This is a genomic window from Arthrobacter sp. NicSoilC5, assembly GCF_019977395.1.
In the GTDB taxonomy this organism is placed as follows: domain Bacteria; phylum Actinomycetota; class Actinomycetes; order Actinomycetales; family Micrococcaceae; genus Arthrobacter.
The window spans coordinates 3,608,925-3,629,099 of sequence record NZ_AP024660.1 but is presented as its reverse complement, the minus strand read 5'-3'; the positions used below and the strand labels follow the sequence as shown (position 1 = coordinate 3,629,099).

The following is a 20,175-nucleotide window of genomic DNA, read 5'->3' as shown; positions in this document are numbered from 1 at the left end:
CCCGGGAAGCTCAGGAAATGGCTGAGATCCCGGTGATGGCCCGGCCCACGATCAGGGTGTTCACCTCGAACGAGCCCTCATAGGTGTAAATGGCCTCGGCGTCGGCGAAGATCTTGGCCATCCGGTAATCGGTGACAATCCCGTTTCCGCCCAGGATGGACCGGCCCAGCGCCACCGTCTCACGCATGCGGGCGCTGAGGTAGGACTTGGCGAGCGCCACCTGCGGCATGCCGGCGGCGCCCTCCTCCTGCAGCCTGGCGATCCCGGCCATCATGGACATGCTGGCCACGGTGTTGCCCAGCATGGTCACCAGCTGCTGCTGGATCAGCTGGAAATGGGCCAGCGGGCGGCCGAACTGTTGCCGTTCCACGGCGTACTGCCGGGCGACGTCGAAGGCCGCCAGCTGCTGGCCCACCGCCTGCCAGGCCACCATGATCCGTGAGCTGCGGAGCAGTTCCTTGGTGTCCTCGAAGCTGCTGATCCCGCCGAACCGGTCCGCCTCGGCAATCCTGACGTCGCGGAACTCGATGTCGGCGTTCTGGACAGTGCGCAGGGCGATCTTGTTCTCGATCCTGCTCCGGCTGACCCCCGGCAGGGTGGCGTCCACGATGAAGCCCCGCACCGAGCCGTCCGCCTCGTCCCGCGCCCACACCAGCATGTAGTCGCAGAACGTCCCGTTGCCGATCCAGCGTTTGGCCCCGTTCAGCACCCAGGTGTCGCCGGCGTCGTCCGCTTCTCCCGTGGTGGAGGAGATCCGCCGGGCGCGGGTCTCCAGGCCGCCCGCCACGTCCGAGCCGTGCAGCGGTTCGGTGAGGGCGAACGCGCCGGTGGTGCGCAGTTCCGAGGCGTCGGCCAGCAGCCGCTGTTTCTGGTCGTCGGTGCCGAAGGTGTGCAGGGACTCGACAAAGAGGTCGTGGTGGACCAGGAAAAACGTGGCCAGGGAGGTGTCCACCCGGGTTATCTCCGCAATGACAAGCCCGGCGAAGAGATGGCTGTAGCCGCGGTGGACGGGCGTGCTCAGTTCCAGGGCCGCCAGCTTGGGCAGGATGTGCGCGGGAAACTCGGCCTTGTTCCACCAGTCCCCGGCGTAGGGTGCCACCTCGGCGGCCAGGAAGTCCCGCAGTTCGGCGAGCTTGGTCCGTTCGGCCGGGTCCAGTGTTGCTTCGACGGCGAAGAAGTCCGCCGCCGGCAGCTGCGATACGTCCGGCGCGCTCATTTCGGTCCCATCCGGATGGCGCCGTCCAGGCGGATGGTTTCACCGTTCAACATGGCGTTGTCCACGATGTGCGCCACCAGGTTGGCGTATTCCGCGGGCTTGCCCAGCCGGGACGGGTGCGGAACCTGCGCCCCCAGCGAGTCCTGCGCTTCCTGGGGCAGGCCGGCCATCATGGGAGTCTCGAAAATGCCCGGGGCGATAGTGACCACGCGGACCAGCGAGCGCGCCAGTTCGCGGGCAATCGGCAGCGTCATGGCGGCCACGGCGCCCTTGGAAGCGGAATATGCAGGCTGGCCAATCTGCCCGTCGAAGGCAGCCACTGAGGCGGTGTTGATGATGACGCCGCGTTCCGGGCCGCCCAGCGGGGTGGCGGCGGGCTCGGTGGCCACCATGGCCTCGGCCGCCAGGCGCAGGACGTTGAAAGTCCCGATCAGGTTGACCTGGATGACCTTGCTGAACGTTTCCAGCGGCAGCACGCCGTCCCGTCCCAGGACCTTGCCCGGGGTGGCGATCCCCGCGCAGTTCACCACGATCCGCAGCGGTCCCAGCCCTGCGGCGGTCCCGACGGCGGCCCGGACGTCCGTTTCGCTGGTCACGTCTGCGGGGGCAAAGACGGCGGACTGGCCGGCTGCGGCGCGGCCGTTGAGTTCGTCGGCCACTGCCTGGCCGCCTGAGGACGGCAGGTCAACGAGCACGACGGATGCGCCGGCGTCGAACAATCTCTGCGCGGTGGCTGCGCCCAGCCCGGACGCCCCGCCTGTCACCAGTGCGACGCTGCCTTTGATGTCCATACATCCTCCTTGATGCGTGTCCCACGCCGCGGCACGGCCTTGGGCAACAGTTAATGCATGTTAACTGAAATCCGGCGCCGCCGCACGCACCCCCGGTTCCCTGCCCTCCCGGCTCCGGCGGCCCGGTTAGGGTGGACGGCATGACGTCCAGCAGCACCTCCCCCACCATCTGGCAGGACCGGGCGAACCACGCCGCCCGTTCCGTGACCGCCCTGTTCGGCCGGAAACTGCTGTTCCTGCCCGGAACCCACCTGGGCGCCGTGCTGTGGCAGGGCCGGCATGCGGCCGATCAGCCCACCCCCTCAATGCCGGAGCAGGAGCCCGGCACCCAGCCGGGGCCGCGGTGGCGTGCCGCGCTCCGCCGGATGCGGCCGGCCGCGTCCCTGGCCCTCCCCTGGCATTACTGGTGGCAGGCGCATTACGTTGACTGCCTGGTGGACACCGGGCGGCGGGAACTTGGCGGCGGTGCCACCCCCGCGGCCCGGTTCAACGGCCCGGGCCGGCCCAGCGCAGGGCACCTGGCCTCACGGCTGGTCACCGGGATCAGGCTCCGCAACGCCCTGACCTTCGTGAACAGCTATTACGACGACATGGCGTGGCTTGCCCTGGCAACCCTTCGGCTGGACAACCTGGCTGAGGAGACCCGGCGTCCAGGACGCCGCCGTAACGCCGTGGTCCGTGCGTCGCTGGCGCTGCAGTTCGACGCCGCGTGCACCGACGACCTGGGCGGCGGGACGTTCTGGAGCAAGAAACGGGACTTCAAGAACACTCCCGCCACGGCGCCGGTGGCCCTGTTCTATGCCCGCACCGGCCAGCACGCCAAGGCCCAGGCGCTGCTGGACTGGCTGGACGCCACGCTCTTTGACGCGGACCAGGCCCTCTACCTTGACGGTGCACGCCTGAATCCCGCCGGAGAGGTTGTGCTGGAACGTGCGGTGTACACCTACAACCAGGGCCCGGTGCTGGGTGCGCTCCTCGAGCTCGGGGGCGAGGCGAACCTGGCGCGGGCCGCGGTCCTGGTGGACGCGGTGCAGCGGCTGCTGACCGTCCCGGCGGACAGTTCCGGCCCCGGTGCCGGCGCCGGTGGTTCAGTGCTGCGCTGTGAGGGAACGGGCGACGGCGGCCTCTTCACCGGGATCCTCTGCCGTTACCTGGCGCTCGCCGCAGCAGACCGCCGGCTTCCCGACGCCACCCGCGCCACGGCCGCGCGGCTGGTGACCGACACCGCTGAAGCGTTCTGGTCCGGCCGGCGCCCCGTGGGGCCGGGCGAAGCGGGAGCCGGGCGGGAAGGCAAGAGCATCTTTTCGCTGCACGCCGCCCAACCGGCGGCCGCTGCGTATCCGCCGGGCGCCGCCGTCGAACTTTCCACCCAGCTCCAGGCATGGATGACGCTGGAGGCCGCGGCGGCCGTCAGCGCGGCTGGCGCCTAGCGGATGCCGGCCAGCGGCGTGACGGTGCCGTGCCGGAGTGACACGGCACCGTCGGCCGCCAGCCGCACTTCCCTGGGGCCCGCCGGCGGAAACACCAGGGACGTCAGGGCCTGTCCGTCCACGAAGACCTCCACGGATGACCTGTCCACGTAGACGGTGAGTCGGACGGCGTCCCCGGTGGGCCGCGCGTCCACCGACCGCGCCTGCCGGTATTCGCCGCGGGCGTCCTCCCGGTCCGCCAGGCCGCTCCCGCCGGCCGCCGCATCGCCGCCGCGGTCCACGAAGGCCCGGCCGGCCGCGAAATCGTAGCCCACCGTGGCGTAGGTGGTGCCGCCGCTTTGCAGCAGCAGCCGCACCTCACCGGTCCCGTCCGCGGGCTTGGCCAGCTCGACGTCGGCCTTGAAGGCGCCGCTGTCCGGAACCGGCAGTGCCGTCCCGCCACCGATGCTGCCGCCGGGCAACTGGACCGGATCCCCTTCCAGCGACTGGAGCGCGGCGGTGGGCGCGGACACCAAGGCCGGCCGTCCGCCGTCGGACGCCAGCCTGATATCCCGCACCACGGAAGCGGACCCGTACCAGTCACCGGTGGGGAGCTGCCGGGCGTAGGCCCAGTTGTTCATCCAGCCGATGGCGTGGCGGGACGCCTTCCGCTGCGCATCGTCCAGCCGCGGGTCATCCCAGGTGACGGCCGCGTAGAAGTCCGGCCCGCCGTCCAGCCACTGGTGGCCGCCGTCCGGCGCGAAGGCCTTTCCGTCGAAGCTGCCGGTCCAGTAGGCCAGCCCGGTGGTGCGGCCCTCCCCGGACCCGTTGGCGCTCGCTGCCAGGACCCACGTCCGTTTGGCGGGGTCGCCGTCGACGTCCATCTGGAAGAAGTCCGGGCACTCGAGGATTCCCAGCCCCTCCTGGCCAAACCCCGAAACGTAGGTCCACTGCTTGAGGTCCCGGGAGGTGTAGAAGCCGATCTTGTGGCCCTCCGCGAGCAGCATGAGCCATTGGTTGGTGGCCTCGTCCCGGATGATCCTGGGGTCCCGCCAATGCTCGGCGCCGGGGTTCTCCATCACCGGGTTCTGCCCGTAGGCCTGGAAGCTGTAGCCCTTGTCGGTGGAGTAGAACAGGGACTGGCGCTGGACACCGTCGTGCTGCTGGGTGAGGACGGCGATCACGGCCCCCTTGCCGAATCCTGCTGTCCCCTCGGTGTCCACCACCGCGGACCCGGTTTCGATGTCGCCCAGGCCGTTGCGGAACTTGGGAATGGCCACCCCTTCGTTCTTCCAGTGCACCAGGTCCGTGCTGGTGGCGTGGAACCACTCGGTGCCGTTCCCTTCCGGGTAGTCGGCGTTGTAGAGGTAGTAATAGTGCCACCGGCCATCGAGGAAGAAGGGCCGCTGCGGATCGTTCATCCAGTGCTGGTCAGGGGTGAGGTGGTACGCGGGCCGGTAGCCGGGATCGTCCGCGGGGGCGGCTGCCGGCGGATCACCGGGCTGCCCGGTACCGCTCTGCCCGGTACCGGCCTGCGGGGTTCCGGCTTGCCCGCCGTCCCTCTGGATGTTGCCGCCCAGCACCAGCAACCCGGCCAGCACCAGCACCGTCACGGCCGCCAGGGCCCACAGGACGGGGCGGCGCCGAACGGCGGCGGGAACGGTTTCCGGAATTTTGGGGGGCATGGCGGTGTCAATCCCTCGCTGAACGCACAAGTGCCGTCCCCCGGGTTCGGGGAACGGCACCAGCGCAAGTGAACCGTCAATTTTACCGGCCAGCCCCGCGGGAGCAGAATCCCGGGCGTCACACAGCCGGCACTAGCCCTGCCCGGCGGGGCGCTTCTTCTGCGGATACGGCGTCTCACCGCGCGCCAGCATGTCCACGAAGCCAGCGATCCTGCGCTCCCGGGTGGCTGCCTGCTTGGCCGAATTCGTCCGGTACACCAGGGAGAACAGGTTGGTTTTCGTCAGGACATCGAACATTGCCTGCGCGGCGGGGTTGGCGGCGATGGCTGCTGCCAGGTCTGCGGGAACTTCGACGTCAGCCTGACCGCCGTAAGCGGCGTCCCAGCGGCCGTCGGCCTTGGCGGCCTCCACCGCCGCCCTGCCGGCGTCGGTCATCTTGCCCGTTTCCTCCAGCCGCGCGATGTGCCCCACGTTCCGCGCCGACCAGACGCTCCGGGGGCGCCGCGGCGTCATCCGCTGGAACACGCTTTCGCTGTCCCGGCGCCGGCCCTGCCCGTCGATCCAGCCAAAACACAGGGCCTCGTCCAGGGCCGCCGCGTAGTCAAGGCCCGTCACCGTCCCGCCCTTCTTGTGCAGCACCAGCCACACCCCCGGGCTGGTGCCGTGGTTCACTTCCAGCCAGGCACGCCAGGCAGCGGCATCGGGCAGCAGCAGTTCCTCAAGCTCAGTGGCCATGGGCTAATTCTGCCCGTGGAATCCCGTGCCACAAGCTCCGTGTGCAGAGCGGTTTCGCGTGGCATCATGGCCCTACAGATCCATCCGCCACCTGAGGACAACGCCATGCTCCGAGTCCGCCCCGTCCATTTCACCTCGCGCACCGAGTCCTGGAAGCAGCTCCTCACCACCCTGGGGATGGTGCAGACAGAGGACGACGGCGGGTGGCAGGTCTTTGATTCGGCGTCAGGCCGCGTGGCGCTCCACTCCGCGGAGGCGGATTCGGGTCAGGACGGCCGGACGGTGCTGGCGGTGGAAGTGGGAGACGTGGCCGAATTCGCCCGCCGCACCAACCTGTCGGCACAGGAGGAGTCCCCACAGGAAGGGGCGGCGGAAGGCGCCGGACCGGCCGAACTCGTCACTGCTGACCACGGTGACGCCTGCCGGATCAGCGCGCCTGACGGGTTCAGCTTCCTGGCGGACAAGGCCGCCCATTTCGCCCAGTGCGCCGACGCCGATCCCGCCCTGGCCGTTGCGGCGGTCTGGTACACCGCGGACCCGGAGGGGGCCGTCCGCACGCTGCTGCACATCGGCGCCCGCCCCCGGCCCGTGACGGACAATGACGAGACGGCAGACTTCACTGCCAAAAACGGCGGCGTCCTGCTGGTTCGGCCGGCCACCGGACAGCCCAGGTCAGGCTTGGGTTTCGAATACGACGGCGGGCTGGAACCGTTGCAGGAGCGCCTCACCGCCGCGGGCCTCACCGCCAGCCTGACCGAGGAGGCGTTTGGAAGCACCCTCCACGTAGCCAACCCGGATGCCGGCGGCCCCAACGCGCCCGCCACGGTGTGGATCTCCCAGCGGCGCCCCATGGGGTAGAACTTAAGCATGAACGTGCGCACACCTGACCCGAATCCCGGCTGGCTCTCTGAAGAAGACCTCTTTGAGGCACGGGGGCGGCTGCCCATGGTGTACGTCGAGGCAGTACCGGTCCGGCTGGACCCGCTGGGCTACGTCAACGAAGTGGGCACGCTGCTGCAGGCGGACGCAGACGGGACCATGGTGCGTTCCCTGGTGTCCGGGCGCGTCATCTACCGCGAAACCATCCGCGCCGCCCTCCTGCGGCACATGGAAAAGGACCTCGGCCCCCTGGCGTTCCCGCAGCTGCCGTTGAGCCCCGTGCCGTTCACGGTGGCCGAATACTTCCCGGCACCGTCCCAGACCGGCTTCACGGACGAGCGGCAACACGCCGTGTCCCTGGCCTACGTGATCCCGGTGACGGGCGAGTGCGAGCCGCGCCAGGACGCCCTGGAGCTGACCTGGATGACCCCGGAGGAAGTCCTCAGCCCGGGCGTCCAGATGGAGTTTTCCGGCGGCCGCGGCGGCCTGATCCGGCAGGCCCTGGCGTTTGCAGGCGTGGGCTTCTGACCACCCCGCCGGGACGTGGGGGTCCCCGGTTTTGAGTGCCCGCCTTTGTAGACTGTAGGGCGGACCGCAAGAGAACTTAAGGACTCCCATGACCGAATCACCAGCCGCCAGGCACCACCGTGAACAGCAGGCTGGATCTCTGACCACCGGCAGCCACATCCTCCTCCCCGACGGCCGGCGCACTGCCGAAATCGACCAGGTGGAGCTCGAGCACGACGATTTTGGCTCCCCCGCACTGGTACTGGCCAGCCTCTCCGGCGGCGGAACCCTGCGGGTTGCCATCGGCACCATGGTCACAGTGGTGGACGGAGCGCACGACGACGTCACCCAGCTTCCGCTGCCCGCGGACCTTCCGGAGGCCGCACCACCGGCGGAAACCCTGACCCCGCGGAACGGTGCGCAGGAGCAGCCCGGCGCCGGGACCGGTCCCCTCAATGTGGCGCCCGCCGTCGTCGTCCCTCCCCTCCCGCCGGCGCCGCCCGCAGCGACCGGGCCCAGCGAGGAGGAACTGGCACTCATCCCGGCGCCGGCCGGCACCCCCGAATCAGTAGTGGAGGCCGCCGCGGAGGCGCACCCGGATGCGGAGGGCGTGCTGCTCCTGGCCGACAGGCTGTCCAAGGGCGTCAACTTCAAATCCGGAAGCTGCCTGAAGGACCTCAGCGACCTGGCGCACGAACTGTTCATCACGCTCAAGGACGCGGACGGCGCACTGTCCGTGGCAGACCTGATCACCGTGCTGCCCTATGACGGAAACCCGGGCCGGTGGACCTCGGTGGAGGCCTCCCTGGCGCTGGCCAGCTACATTTGCCGGCAGGACGGCCAGGACGAACGCGCCGAAGTGTACGAGAAACTGATCCGCACCCCGGAAAACCAGGAAACGGACCCGTTCAAGGCGCGCATGGCAGCCAAGGTGCGGCAGCGCTCGCTCAACGAGCCCAACCTGTACGACAAGGAAATCTTCCGCTCCATCGACAACTCCAACCATGACGCCGAGCGCGAATGGCGGCTGCTGCGGCTGGAATCCCTGCTGTTCCTGCGGGCGCACGGCGGCTCGGAAACCATCGGGACGTCCGAACTGGAACGGCGCATCAGCAACGAGCTGGAGGCCGTCCGCTCCTGACCTGCGGGGCGTCCGGGAGGCGCCTCCCGCGGGCCTTACGGGCGTCTTCCCGGTGCCTTCCCGGTGCCTTCCCGCAATGGGAAATTGCCCCTACCCGAGGCTATGTCCGGGGCGTACATTCGGGGCTATGACCAACAATCTCAGCGTAGTGATCAACGCCGACGCGCCGCAGGTCTGGACCATGCTGCGTGAACCGTCCAAGGTGGCCCAGTGGCATGGCTGGCAGGCCGAGGACCTGGAGTCCGAGATCAAGGAGATCTACTTCTCCAGTGACGTGCAGGAAGCACCGGACCACACCAGCCTCACCGTGCACGGCGGGGACACGTTTGAGCTCCACCCGGAGGCCGGTGGAACCCGGGTCAGTGTCACCCGCGCCGCCGTGGACCATGACTCCGAGTGGGCTGCCTGGGACGAGGACGTCACGCAGGGCTGGCTGACCTTCCTGCAGCAACTCCGCTTCGCCCTGGAACGCCACCCGCACGGCAAGCGGCACACCCTGTTCCTGCACCTGACCGAGGGCAAAGCCTCCGCCATTGAGAAGCTGGGGCTCTCCGACCTCCCGGCGCCGGGCGAGCCCTACCAATTGACACTCGGCACCGGCGAGGACATCAGCGGCAAGGTCTGGTACCGGACCAGCCACCAGGTGGGCCTCACGGTGCACAGCTACGCCGAACACGGCGAGGGGCTGCTGGTGGTGGCGGACCACCCGGCCATCAAGGATGTCCGCGCGGAGGGTGACGGCTCGCTGGTCATCGCTTCCACGTACGACCTCGGCGCCGGCGCCTTCGAGGCCATCCGGCAATCCTGGGATTCCTGGCGGTCCGAGAACTACCCGGCTTCCGAACCGGCCAGCTGAGTTTACTGGGGCCGCGCGGTTTGCTGGCACACTGGTACGGTGCCAGCCAACCCCGCCTTCGCCCTGCCTGAAACCCGATCCCAGTTCTCCTTCACGGTCGGCACCCGCCTGGCGGAGTCCTGCCCGCCGACGGCGGCTCAGGTAGCGGAAAACGACGGGGAATTCCTGGGCCGCACCGGCACCATCACCACGCCGCACGGTGAGATCCAGACGCCGGCGTTCATCGCCGTCGGCACCAAGGCCACCGTCAAGGCCGTGCTGCCGGAATCCATGGCGGACCTGGGCGCCCAGGCGCTGCTGGCCAACGCCTACCACCTGTACCTGCAGCCGGGCCCGGACATCCTGGATGCGGCCGGCGGCCTGGGTGCCTTCATGAACTGGCCCGGCCCCACCTTCACCGACTCCGGCGGATTCCAGGTGATGAGCCTCGGCTCCGGGTTCAAGAAGGTCATCGACATGAAATCCGTGGACGCCTCCGGACCGGATGATGCCGTGGCCCCCGGCAAGGAACGCCTGGCCCATATTGACGACGACGGCGTCTGGTTCAAGTCCCACCTGAACGGCGACCGGCACCGCTTCTCCCCCGAGATCTCCATGCAGGTCCAGCACCAGATCGGCGCGGACATCATGTTCGCGTTCGACGAGCTGACCACCCTGCAGAACTCCCGGCGGTACCAGGAGGAATCACTGGAACGCACCCGGCTGTGGGCGGAACGGTGCATCGAGGAACACTTCCGCCTGACGGAGGAACGGGCGGCCAAGCCCTACCAGGCCCTGTTCGGCGTGATCCAAGGCGCCCAGTATGAAGACCTGCGCCGGAAAGCCTGCCGCGACCTCGGCGCGATGCCGTTCGACGGGTTCGGCATCGGCGGGGCGCTGGAGAAGGAGAACCTGGGCACCATCGTGCGCTGGTGCAACGAGGAACTGCCGGAAGACAAGCCGCGGCACCTGCTGGGTATTTCCGAGCCGGATGACATCTTCACCGCCATCGAAAACGGCGCGGATACCTTTGACTGCGTCTCCCCCACCAGGGTGGCACGCAACTCCGCGTTCTATACCCCGTACGGCCGGTTCAATCTTTCCGGCGCCAAGTACAAGCGTGATTTTGGGCCGCTGCAGGAAGGCTGCGACTGCTACGCCTGCGCCAACTATTCGCGGGCCTACATCCACCACCTGTTCAAGGCCAAGGAAATGGTGTCCGCCACCCTCATCTCCATCCACAACGAGCGGTTCGTGGTGAAGATGGTGGACGACGCCCGGCTGGCCATCGAATCCGGCACCTTCTTCGATTTCAAGGCCGAAACCCTCGGCCGGTACTACTCCTGAGCGTGGCTCCCGGGTGGCTCCGCTATCCTGACCAAATGCTCATCGAGATCCAGGCCGCAGCAGGCCATGCCGAAGCCATTGTCGCCCGCCCCTCTACCGGAGCGGGCCCGTTCCCGGGGGTCATCTTCTACATGGACGCGTTCGGCTTGCGCCCGCGCATCCAGGAGATGGCGCAGCGCATTGCCGACTGGGGCTACGTGGTGCTGGCGCCCAACGTGTTCTACCGGGAAGGAACAGTCGCCGAGCTGGCCCCGGCCGGTGACATGTCCACTCAGGAGGGCAGGGAAGCTGCCGGCAAGGCTGCGTTCCCCCGGGTGGGCCGGCTGACCCCGGACAAGGCCTTGCCGGACATCGATGCCTGGGTTTCCGCGCTGGCGGCGCTCGACGGCGTGGCGCCGGGTCCTATTGGCACCACCGGCTACTGCATGGGTGCCCGGCTCGCGGTCCGCACCGCCACCTCGCACCCGGACCTGGTGGCAGCGTGTGGCGGCTTCCACGGTGGCGGCCTGGCAACGGAGGATCCGGACAGCCCTCACCTGGGGCTTGGCACGGCCCGGGCGCGCTTCGTCTTTGGCCACGCGGACCACGACCGGAGCATGGCCCCCGACGCCGTCGCGCGCCTGGGCGAAGCGCTCAAGGACGCCGGGCTCGAGGCATCCAACGAGATCTACGAAGGGGCACCTCACGGATACAGCATGGCGGACACCTCGGCGTTCCACCCGGAAGCCACGGAGCGGCACTTCCGTGAGCTGCGCGCCCTGCTGGACGGGGCGCTGAAGGGCTGACCCGGCCGGCCGGTTTGGCGGGCGTCCGACGCCGGGTGGCAGGATGGGTGCATGACTTCCGCTACCCCTGACGCAACGCTGCCCGCCGCACGTCCCGCCGTCGTCCTCACCATCGCCGGGTCCGAAGCCACCGGTGGCGCCGGCGCGCAGGCCGACCTGAAGACCTTCCAGGAACTGGGCGTCTTCGGCATCGCCAACCTGACCTGCATCGTGTCCTTCGACCCCAAGGACAGCTGGAACCACCGCTTCGTGCCGGTGGACCAGCAGGTGATTGCCGATCAACTGGAGGCGACGACGGCGGCCTACGGTCCGGCGTCGGGCGCCCCTTCGGCTTTGGACACGGTGAAGATCGGCATGCTGGGCAGCCCGGCCACCATCAGCACGGTGGCCGGCGCCCTGCAGGAGAACAGCTTCGCCAACGTTGTCCTGGACCCGGTGCTGATCTGCAAGGGCCAGGAGCCGGGGCACGCACTGGACACGGACCAGGCCCTGAAGTCGCAGATCCTGCCGCTGGCCACCTTCGTCACGCCCAACCACTTCGAGGCGGAATCACTGGCCGGCCTGGAGATCACGGACGTGGAGTCGCTGAAGGCCGCTGCCGTGCGCATCCACGAGCTCAGCGGCGCAGCAGTCCTGGCCAAGGGCGGGGTCCGGCTGGAAGGCCCCGACGCCGTCGACGTTTTCTACGACGGCCAGACCCTCGAAGTCCTCAGTGCCCCGAAGGTGGGCGAGGTGGCAGTATCCGGCGCCGGCTGCTCGCTGGCCGCCGCCGTAACGGCGGAACTGGCCAAGGGCGCCAGCCCGCTGGAGGCCGCCCGGACCGCCAAGGACTTCGTTACCGCCGGCATCCGCAACCGCGTTGCCTCCGGCGCCCCGTTCGACGCCCTGTGGCAGGGCGGCGCCCGCTGACCAAACGCCCCATCACTTTTCGCCCCTAAAACCCAAACGCCCCATCACTTTTGGCCCCTATAACCCAAACGCCCCATCACTTCTCGCCGTAAAATCCGGAACGCGTTTGCATAAAGTGCAGACGCGTTCCGGATTTATGGGCAGGATGTGATGGCGGGTTTTGCCCCCGGTCAGCGCCGCGGGATGTTGCGCAGGTTGCTGCGCGCCATACTCACGGCCTCACCCGCCCCGCGGTTCAGCACCACCTTGGACATGGCCGTGGCGAACCCGATCACCTGGGAACCGGAGATCTTCGGCGGGATGGACAGCGCCTTGGGGTCGGTGATGAGTTCCACCAGCGACGGGCCGGGGTGGGCGAACGCTTCCCGGTACGCCGATTCGATCTGCGCCGGATCCGTGACCCTCACCGCATGGAAGCCCAGCGCCTGTGCCACGGCCGCGTAGTTGGCATCGGGGACGTCCACACCGAAATCGGGCAGTCCGTCCACCAGCATCTCGAGCTTGACCATGCCGAGCGTGGAGTTGTTGAAGACCACCACGTTGACGGGCAGTTTGTAGGCGGCGGCAGTGATGAGCTCGCCCAGCAGCATGGACAGGCCGCCGTCGCCGGACACCGAGATGACCTGGCGGCCGGGGAATGCCAGCTGTGCGCCGATGGCGTGCGGGAGGGCGTTGGCCATGGAGCCGTGCAGGAAGGATCCGATCAGGCGGCGGGTGCCCAGCGGGTTGATGTACCGCGCGGTCCAGACGTTGCACATGCCCGTGTCCGCGGTGAAGATGGCGTCCTCGGCGCCCACCTGGTCCAGCAGGGACGCCGCGTACTCCGGGTGGATGGGCTGCTTCTTCTCCACCTTCCGGGTGTAGGCGCCCACGGCCTTGTTCATCAGCCGGTCGTGCTTCTTCAGCATCTGGTCCAGGAACCTGCGGCTCTTCTTCGCCTTCACCAGCGGGAGCAGTGCGCGCAGGGTGGGCAGCACGTCGCCGTGGACGGCAATGTCGACGTCGGTCCGGCGGCCCAGCCGGTGGGCCACCCGGTCCACCTGCGCGGTGCGGGTGTCCGGCAGGAACTGGTCGTATGGGAAGTCGGTGCCCAGGAGGACCAGCAGGTCGGCGTCCTCGATGCCTTCCGCCGCGGCCCCGTAGCCCAGCAGCCCGGTCATGCCGATATCGAACGGGTTGTCGTACTGGACGAAGTCCTTGCCGCGCAGCGAGTGCCCCACCGGCGCCTTGGCCAGGTCGGCGAGCGCCATCAGCTCGCTGTGTGCCCCTTCCACGCCGGCGCCGGCGAAGATGGCCACCTTGCCGGCGTCGTTGATGGCGTCCGCGAGGGCCTGGACGCTGGCCGGGTCCGGGACCAGGCTGGCAGGCCGGAAGGTGGCAGGCAGCGGGGTGGGGCCGGCGGCCTCCAGCCCGGCAATGTCACCCGGCAGGGTCACGACGGCCACTCCCCCAAGCCCCAGCGCGTGCTGGATGGCACTGTGCATTACCCGGGGAGCCTGCTCTGCGGTGCTGACCAGCTCCGAGTACACCGAGCATTCGTTGAACAGGCGGTCCGGGTGGGTCTCCTGGAAGAAGCTGCTGCCGATCTGCTTGCTGGGAATGTGGGAGGCGATGGCCAGCACCGGAGCGCCGGAGCGGTTGGCGTCGTACAGGCCGTTGATCAGATGCAGGTTTCCGGGGCCGCAGGATCCGGCGCACACGGCAAGCTTTCCGGTGAGCTGCGCTTCGGCTGCGGCCGCAAAGGCGGCGGCTTCCTCATGGCGGACGTGGATCCAGTCAATGCCGCCCTTCGCGGAGCCGCCGGTCTGGCGGACGGCATCCACGATCGGGTTGAGGCTGTCGCCCACAATCCCGTAGATCCGCTGCACGCCGGCAGCCTGGAGTTGTTCGATGAGCTGGGTGGCAAGTTCCTTGGCCATGGGTGCAGACTCCCGCGATGGTGGTGGTGTGCTGACATGGCCCAATATAGTCCGCCCACCCGGCCGGTTCCCCGGCAGGCCTCCTAGCCGGCCTGGTCCAGGGCAGCTCCGGGGGCTGCCCGCACCTCGGCGGCGAGGGCTTCAGCGAGCAGGGTTGCGGTCCGCACGATGAACGCCCGACGACGGGTGGTCCGGTCAGCACTGCTGCCCGCCAGGAGCGTGTCGATCTGGGGCAGGACCGGCCAGCCGTCGCACAGGGTGATGACGGTGATCAGCAGGTCCGCGGCGTCAGTCCGGTCGATTCCGGGCAGGACGTCCAGGACCTGGCCTACCTTGATGGCGCAGTGGTCGGACCGGGTGGCGCGGCTGACTGTTTCCCCGCCCCGCTCCAGGCCTTCCCAGAACAGGAGCCTGGGCAGGACGCCGTCGGTGGTGTGCCGGTCGAAGAGGCGGCCGGCGTATTCGCCGAACGCCTCCGGCCCGCTGCCGGTGATGGGCACCTCGGTCATGACCCGGACCATTTCGGCGGCCAGGACGGCGTCGAACAGCTCATCCTTCTTGCCGAAGTACTGGTAGATGCGCTCCTTGTTCACGCCGGCGGCGGCTGCAATGCGGTCCACCCGGGCGCCCGCGAGCCCCTTGGCACTGAACTCCTCCGTGGCAGCGGCCAGCAGCAGTTCCCTGGTCCGCGCTGTGTTCCATGCCATGACATAAGTCTACGCAATTCCAACCAGGTAGTTGCAATTGCACCTGTGCGCGTTTAGTGTCTTTGCAAGCAATAAGCAACTAATCAGTTGGAGTTTCCATGGACACGGTTCCACAGCCCGCAGCCCCCGCCGTTGCCCAGCCGGCAACCCTTTCCGCTCCCCAGCCCGTGGTCCCCGTAGTCCCACCGGTGCCGGGAGTTCCGGCGGCTCCGCCGTCCATCCATGTCCGCGCGGCCATCACCTGGCTGGCAATTTTTCCGCTGGTTGCCATTGGCATGATGGCGGCCGCACCCCTCATGGAAACCTGGCACCCCGTCTTCCGGGCCATGGGGCTGACCATGGTGGTGGTTCCTACCGCGGTGTACGTGGTGCTGCCCCGCCTGTTCGCCGCGCACGGGTACCTGGTGCGCCGGCGGACGACGCGCCGCTAAAGGGGCTCCTCGCCCCATACCTCACTTTGCACACGCAAAAGGAGGCGTACGACGGCGGCCTGGCAGCCGCCGTCGTACGCCTCCACAGCGATGCGTCCGTTGGGACGCCCGAATGCTAGACGCCGAGCGCGTCCTTGTCCTTGCCGCCACCCTGCGGCGCCTGCTCCCAGGCGTGGCCCTGTTCGTCGTCCAGGTGGGTGGCCTTCTTGTTCTTCAGGGCGAAGATGTAGACCACCAGTGAGATGGCGATGGCGATGGTCACGTAGGTGAAGAACAGGTCCTCCCGCTCCGCCTTCTGGAAGGCCGCGCCGATCAGCGGCACGGTGCCGCCGAAGAGCGAGTTGGCGATTGCGTAGCCCAGGCCAACGCCGAGCGCGCGGATGGAGGCGGGGAACAGTTCAGCCTTTACCAGGGCGTTGATCGAGGTGTAGCCGCCGACAATCACCAGGCCACCCATCATGAGCAGGAACGCGGTGAACGGGTCCTTGGTGCCGGCCAGGGTGGAGAGCAGCGGCCAGGTGAAAAGCACGCCGGTGATGCCGAACCAGAGCAGCAGCGGCTTGCGGCCCACCTTGTCCGAGATGATGCCGTAGACGGGCTGGAGCAGCATGAAGATGAACAGCGCCCAGAAGTTGATCACGGAGGTGTCGGTCTTGGCGATGCCGGACGTATCGTTCATGAACTTCAGGATGAAGTTGGTGTAGGTGTAGAACGCCACGGTGCCGCCCAGGGTGATGCCGATGCAGACCAGCAGCGGCTTCCAGTAGCTCGTGAACAGCAGCTTCATGGTGCCCGGCTGGGCCTGTCCGGCAACCGCGGGAGTCTTGGCGGCCTCGAGCTGCTCGGCGGAAACCGTCTCCTCCATGGAGCGGCGGAGCCACAGCACCACCAGGGCGGCCACGCCGCCGATGGCGAACGGGATGCGCCAGCCCCACTCCCCCAGGTCGCCCTTGGGCATGACGTTCTGCAGGATCACCAGGACCAGCAGGGCCAGCATCTGGCCGCCGATCAGGGTGACGTACTGGAAGCTGGAGAAGAAGCCGCGGCGCTTGCTGGTGGCTGCCTCGGACATGTAGGTGGCGCTGGTTCCGTACTCGCCGCCCACGGAGAAGCCCTGAATCACGCGGACGAGCACCAGCAGGATCATGGCCCACAGTCCGATGACGTCCTGGGTGGGCAGCACGGCGATGGCGAAGGAACCCGCCGACATCAGCGTGACGCTGAGCGTCAGGGCAGCCTTGCGGCCCTTGCGGTCCGCGTACCGGCCAAAGAACCAGGCACCGATGGGCCGCATGAGGAACGACGTCGAGAAGACGGCCATCGCTTCGAGGCCCGCCTGCAGCTCATCCTTGGAGTTGAAGAAGTGGGCCTGGAAGTAGGCGGCAAAGACGGTGTAGACGTAGAGGTCGTACCATTCCACAAGGTTGCCGGCGGAACCCTTCAGGATGTTGCCCACGGCCCGCCGGGTCTGGGCGGCCTCCGTCAGGGGCGCGGTTTGTTGGGTGCTCATCGGTGAGTTCCTCCTTGTGGTGACGTGCGTCCTCCAACGCCGGAGGGCCTCATCCACGGTATGGGTGATCCACCGCACAGCCAACGTGGCGGGGCATTTCCTAACACTTCCTTAGGTTTTGCCTGCGTGTCCCGTCTCGGCCGGGCCGGCCTCCGTCGGGCATATCCTGGCGCCACGCGGTAATCTCACGTGGCGGGGATGAACCGGACACCACAGGAAACGCAGCAAGGAAGATGGCCATGGACGTGCTGATCGTCGAGGACGACGACGCCATGGCCGGCGCCCTCACCGCCGCCGTCGAAAGCGCCGGACACCACCCGCAGCGGCTGGCGCGGGGCGCTGATGCGCTGCTGTCCCACCGGAACTTCCAGGTGATCCTCCTGGACCTCGGCCTGCCGGACATGGACGGGCTGGAGGTGCTGCGCAAACTGCGCCAGGTCACCGATGTCCCCATCCTGATCCTGACCGCACGGGACGACGAACGCAGCGTGGTGCTCGGGCTGCGTTCCGGCGCGGACGACTACCTGGTCAAGCCGGTCAAGCTGGTGGAACTGCTCGCCAGGATCGAAGCGGTGACGCGGCGGGCGGGCCGTGGCGGCGGCACCCCGCAGGAGCACGTCATCGTGCTGGATGACGTGGCGATCGACCTGAACCGCCGCACCGCTTCCAAAGCAGGTTCGCCGCTCGCCCTGACCGCCACGGAGTTCGAGCTCCTCGCGCTGCTGGCACGCCACGCCGGCTCGGTGGTGACCCGGGAACAAATCCTTGACGCGCTGTGGGGCGACGCCTTCCTGGCTTCCTCCCGGTCCCTGGACGTCCACCTCACCGGGCTGCGGGCAAAACTGCAGAAACCCGGCTTCATCATCAACGTCCGTGGGGTGGGGTACCGGGTGGAGGCGGCTTCCGGATGAGGCTGCGGGTGCTGGGCGTCCTCAGCGTGCTCTGCCTGGTGGTGGTCTTTCTGATCTCGGGCACCATCCTCACCTCCGCGTCCCGCGAGCTGACCCAGGAGCTGCAGATCAACCGGGCGGCGTCCCTGAACCGTCTGGCGCAGGTGGCGTTCGACGCCTCCGCCGACGGGGACACGGCGCGGCTGCAGCGGGAGATGGACACGTACTCCGGGCTGTACGGGGAAGGGATCGTGGTGCGTGTGCAGCAGGCCACCCTTCATTCCGGGGACCTTGATACCGGCCGGTCCGACGTGCAGGACGCGCTGTCCCTGGCCCGGCTGAACGTCAGCAACACCGCCCTGGAACCACTGGAACCTTTCGGTTCCGGCTCCCGGGTGATCTTCCGGCCCTTCGGCAGCGCCAGCCAGGTCCTGGGCGCCGTGGTGCTGGACGTGGACGCCGGCACCGCGCAGCAGAAGCTCCGGGAACGGTGGCTCGCGGTGGGGGTGGCTGCGCTTGCCCTTGCCGCCGTGCTCCTGCTGGGTGCGGCCCGGGTCACCGGGTGGGTCCTCCGGCCCGTCCAGCGGCTCAACTCGGCGGTGCACGAACTGGAAAGCACCGGCCGGGCGGGACGCCTTCCGGAGGACGGGCCACCGGAGTTGCGGGAATTGAGCCGGTCCTTCACCGTGATGGCCCGGACCGTGAGCGCCAGCATGGCAGCGCAGCGGCAGCTGATAGCGGACACGTCACACCAGCTGCGCAACCCCGTGGGGGCCCTCCGGCTTCGGCTGGACCTGCTGCAGCTGGAACTGAAGACGGCCCGTGAACACGATGCCGCCGAGCGCGCCATGGCGGAACTGGACCGGGTGGAGGAGATCCTGGACGGCGTCCTGAGACTCGCCGCCGCGGAGCACCGGGCCTCCGAGGGGTACCTCCGGGCTGCCGGCAGCATGGAAGGCTTCCCCGCGCCGGATCCTGTGGACCCTTTCCCGGTCCTCCAGGGGGAGATTGAGCGGGCAGCACCGCTGGCAGAACAGGCACGCTGCAAGCTGGTCCTTGCTCCGGCGCCACAGCCCCCGGCACTGGTTTCCTGCCACCCGGCGGAGCTGGCCCAGATGGCGGCCGAGCTCCTCAACAACGCCCTCAAGTACGCCCCCGGTGCCACCGTGACGGCCACGGTCCGGATGGAGGGCGGCGCGGTGGTGGTGGAGATTTCCGACGACGGTCCAGGGCTTCCTGCCCCGGAGCGCGCCGCGGCTGCCACCAGATTCTGGCGGTCCCCGCAGCATTCGTCGGTTCCCGGGACCGGGCTGGGCATGACGATCGTGGGCCAGCTTGCCGCGGCCAACGGTGGCCGCCTGGTGCTGGCCGAAGCGGCTCCGCATGGGCTCGCGGCCCGGATAGAGTTTCCCGCTCCAGCTTCTGATCAGCTGCTTCCGGGCACCAGGAGTGGTGATGCCAATGCGTGAAACGCTTGCCCCGGGCCCCCCTGTCTCCCTGCCGCCGCGACGGTCCGCGCTCAAGTGGACCTTCGCCGTCGGACTCGCAGCATGCCTGCCGCCTGCCCTCAATGCGTGCACCGGAGGCGACCGGCCGGAGAACCTGGTGGTGGCCGGCGGCGAACCCGGCGGCTTCTACCTCGAGTTCTCAACGTTGCTGGCCGCGGCGCTTGAACGCCACGGCGTAGCGGGCCATGCCCGGGCCGTGGCCACCGGCGGAAGCCTGGACAACATCGCGGAACTGCGGGCGGGCCGGGCGGACTTTGCTGTGGCCCTGGCCGATGCCGCCGGCCAGGCGGGCGGGGACGGAGCGGAGATCGCCGCCATCGGGAAGGTTTACGAAAACTACGTCCACTGCGTGGTGCGGAAGGACAGCGGGATCCGGGACATTTCCGGGCTGGCGGGGCGGCGGGTCGCCGTGGGCCAGCCGGGGTCGGGGACCTCGCTTACCACTCCCCGGCTGCTGGAAGCAGCGGGCCTGGGCACCTCCGCGGATGCCGCGGCGCCCTCCGCCGGAACTGCCGCCGTCGAACGTCTTGGCTTGAATGACGGCATCGCGGCGCTGAAGGCGGGGACCGTGGATGCCCTGTTCTGGTCCGGCGGCGTGCCCACTGCGGCCATCGCCAGCGCGCAGCAGGACGTGGCGCTCGGACTGCTGGATTTGTCCGCGCTGCTGCCGGAACTGCGGCGGAGGTACGGCGGGATGTACGACCGGGTCCTGATACCGGAAGGCAGCTATCCCGACATACCTGCGGTATGGACGGTGGGTGCTCCCAACCTGCTGCTCTGCCGCAGGGACCTGGACGCCGCCACCGTGGAGCGCACTGTCCAGCTGCTGGTGCACAACGCCGGCGAACTCATCCCCCAGTCCACCCTGGGCGTGCAGTTCCTCAGCGCGGAGAGCCTCATCAACACCGCCGGGATTCCGCTGCACCCCGCCGCCGCGGCAGCCTACCGGACCCTGCACGGCTGACCCAACG

19 protein-coding genes are annotated in these 20,175 nt (G+C 68.6%); 12 read left to right on the top strand and 7 right to left on the bottom strand.

Annotated elements, in window-relative coordinates; genetic code table 11:
* Positions 1 to 10: 10 nt before the first annotated feature.
* Together LDO22_RS17065 and LDO22_RS17060 are read right to left on the bottom strand one after the other, a co-directional pair.
* Positions 11 to 1,216 carry an acyl-CoA dehydrogenase family protein gene (locus LDO22_RS17065; protein WP_159633378.1) on the bottom strand — a complete coding sequence of 402 codons (1,206 nt, stop codon included), beginning with the start codon at positions 1,214 to 1,216 and terminating at the stop codon, positions 11 to 13.
* Positions 1,213 to 2,007 (bottom strand): 3-hydroxyacyl-CoA dehydrogenase, encoded by a 795-nt coding sequence (locus tag LDO22_RS17060; protein WP_224024793.1) that lies wholly within the window; start codon positions 2,005 to 2,007, stop codon positions 1,213 to 1,215. Before LDO22_RS17060 ends, LDO22_RS17065 begins: the two co-directional genes overlap by 4 nt.
* Before the next feature lie 140 nt (positions 2,008 to 2,147).
* On the opposite strand from LDO22_RS17060, the gene LDO22_RS17055 reads away from it, so the two are divergent.
* Positions 2,148 to 3,437, top strand: coding sequence for a glycoside hydrolase family 76 protein (locus LDO22_RS17055; RefSeq protein WP_224024790.1), 1,290 nt, complete (start codon positions 2,148 to 2,150; stop codon positions 3,435 to 3,437).
* On the opposite strand, the gene LDO22_RS17050 is transcribed toward LDO22_RS17055, so the two are convergent.
* Both LDO22_RS17050 and LDO22_RS17045 read right to left on the bottom strand, forming a co-directional pair.
* On the bottom strand, positions 3,434 to 5,101 hold the full coding sequence (locus LDO22_RS17050; RefSeq protein ID WP_224024788.1) for a glycoside hydrolase family 32 protein: 1,668 nt from the start codon (positions 5,099 to 5,101) through the stop codon (positions 3,434 to 3,436). The genes LDO22_RS17055 and LDO22_RS17050 overlap by 4 nt on opposite strands.
* A 132-nt stretch (positions 5,102 to 5,233) precedes the next feature.
* On the bottom strand, positions 5,234 to 5,836 hold the full coding sequence (locus LDO22_RS17045; RefSeq protein ID WP_224024786.1) for a YdeI/OmpD-associated family protein: 603 nt from the start codon (positions 5,834 to 5,836) through the stop codon (positions 5,234 to 5,236).
* 105 nt (positions 5,837 to 5,941) lie between these two features.
* Between LDO22_RS17045 and LDO22_RS17040 the strand changes: the two genes are divergently transcribed.
* The 7 genes from LDO22_RS17040 to LDO22_RS17010 all read left to right on the top strand — a co-directional run bounded on the left by LDO22_RS17040 (position 5,942) and on the right by LDO22_RS17010 (position 12,239).
* Complete coding sequence (locus LDO22_RS17040; protein ID WP_224027272.1) at positions 5,942 to 6,694, top strand: VOC family protein; 753 nt, start codon at positions 5,942 to 5,944, stop codon at positions 6,692 to 6,694.
* A 9-nt stretch (positions 6,695 to 6,703) separates the two neighbouring features.
* Positions 6,704 to 7,243 (top strand): NUDIX hydrolase family protein, encoded by a 540-nt coding sequence (locus tag LDO22_RS17035; protein ID WP_141158190.1) that lies wholly within the window; start codon positions 6,704 to 6,706, stop codon positions 7,241 to 7,243.
* An 88-nt stretch (positions 7,244 to 7,331) separates the two neighbouring features.
* On the top strand, positions 7,332 to 8,363 hold the full coding sequence (locus LDO22_RS17030) for a DUF6707 family protein (RefSeq protein WP_159633396.1): 1,032 nt from the start codon (positions 7,332 to 7,334) through the stop codon (positions 8,361 to 8,363).
* 127 nt (positions 8,364 to 8,490) lie between these two features.
* Positions 8,491 to 9,219 (top strand): SRPBCC domain-containing protein, encoded by a 729-nt coding sequence (locus tag LDO22_RS17025; protein WP_224024784.1) that lies wholly within the window; start codon positions 8,491 to 8,493, stop codon positions 9,217 to 9,219.
* Between the two features lie 39 nt (positions 9,220 to 9,258).
* Positions 9,259 to 10,545 (top strand): tRNA guanosine(34) transglycosylase Tgt, encoded by a 1,287-nt coding sequence (gene tgt, locus LDO22_RS17020; protein ID WP_224024782.1) that lies wholly within the window; start codon positions 9,259 to 9,261, stop codon positions 10,543 to 10,545.
* Between the two features lie 35 nt (positions 10,546 to 10,580).
* Entirely contained in the window at positions 10,581 to 11,330 is a 750-nt protein-coding gene (locus LDO22_RS17015; protein WP_224024780.1) for a dienelactone hydrolase family protein, read from the top strand.
* Positions 11,331 to 11,381: 51 nt separating this feature from the next.
* Positions 11,382 to 12,239: a hydroxymethylpyrimidine/phosphomethylpyrimidine kinase gene (locus LDO22_RS17010; protein WP_224024778.1), complete on the top strand. Its 858-nt coding sequence runs from the start codon at positions 11,382 to 11,384 to the stop codon at positions 12,237 to 12,239.
* A 170-nt stretch (positions 12,240 to 12,409) separates the two neighbouring features.
* Here LDO22_RS17010 and LDO22_RS17005 read toward each other — a convergent pair whose 3' ends face one another.
* Together LDO22_RS17005 and LDO22_RS17000 are read right to left on the bottom strand one after the other, a co-directional pair.
* Positions 12,410 to 14,158, bottom strand: coding sequence for a pyruvate dehydrogenase (locus LDO22_RS17005; RefSeq protein WP_224024776.1), 1,749 nt, complete (start codon positions 14,156 to 14,158; stop codon positions 12,410 to 12,412).
* Positions 14,159 to 14,241: 83 nt separating this feature from the next.
* Positions 14,242 to 14,865: a TetR family transcriptional regulator gene (locus LDO22_RS17000; protein WP_159633419.1), complete on the bottom strand. Its 624-nt coding sequence runs from the start codon at positions 14,863 to 14,865 to the stop codon at positions 14,242 to 14,244.
* Positions 14,866 to 14,963: 98 nt separating this feature from the next.
* On the opposite strand from LDO22_RS17000, the gene LDO22_RS16995 reads away from it, so the two are divergent.
* A complete protein-coding gene (locus LDO22_RS16995; RefSeq protein WP_224024774.1) occupies positions 14,964 to 15,296 on the top strand; it encodes a hypothetical protein in 333 nt (110 codons plus the stop codon).
* 115 nt (positions 15,297 to 15,411) lie between these two features.
* Here the strand turns inward: LDO22_RS16995 and LDO22_RS16990 are convergent, their stop codons facing one another.
* Positions 15,412 to 16,806 carry an MFS transporter gene (locus LDO22_RS16990; RefSeq protein WP_224024772.1) on the bottom strand — a complete coding sequence of 465 codons (1,395 nt, stop codon included), beginning with the start codon at positions 16,804 to 16,806 and terminating at the stop codon, positions 15,412 to 15,414.
* 239 nt (positions 16,807 to 17,045) lie between these two features.
* Here LDO22_RS16990 and LDO22_RS16985 point away from each other — a divergent pair, with 239 nt between their 5' ends.
* From LDO22_RS16985 to LDO22_RS16975, 3 genes are read left to right on the top strand one after another with little or no spacing between them, the layout of a single operon-like run.
* A complete protein-coding gene (locus LDO22_RS16985) occupies positions 17,046 to 17,717 on the top strand; it encodes a response regulator transcription factor (protein ID WP_159633428.1) in 672 nt (223 codons plus the stop codon).
* Complete coding sequence (locus LDO22_RS16980; protein WP_224024770.1) at positions 17,714 to 19,165, top strand: HAMP domain-containing sensor histidine kinase; 1,452 nt, start codon at positions 17,714 to 17,716, stop codon at positions 19,163 to 19,165. The genes LDO22_RS16985 and LDO22_RS16980 overlap by 4 nt, the downstream gene beginning before the upstream one ends.
* A complete protein-coding gene (locus tag LDO22_RS16975) occupies positions 19,158 to 20,168 on the top strand; it encodes a TAXI family TRAP transporter solute-binding subunit (protein WP_224024768.1) in 1,011 nt (336 codons plus the stop codon). Before LDO22_RS16980 ends, LDO22_RS16975 begins: the two co-directional genes overlap by 8 nt.
* The last annotated feature ends 7 nt before the right edge of the window (positions 20,169 to 20,175 follow it).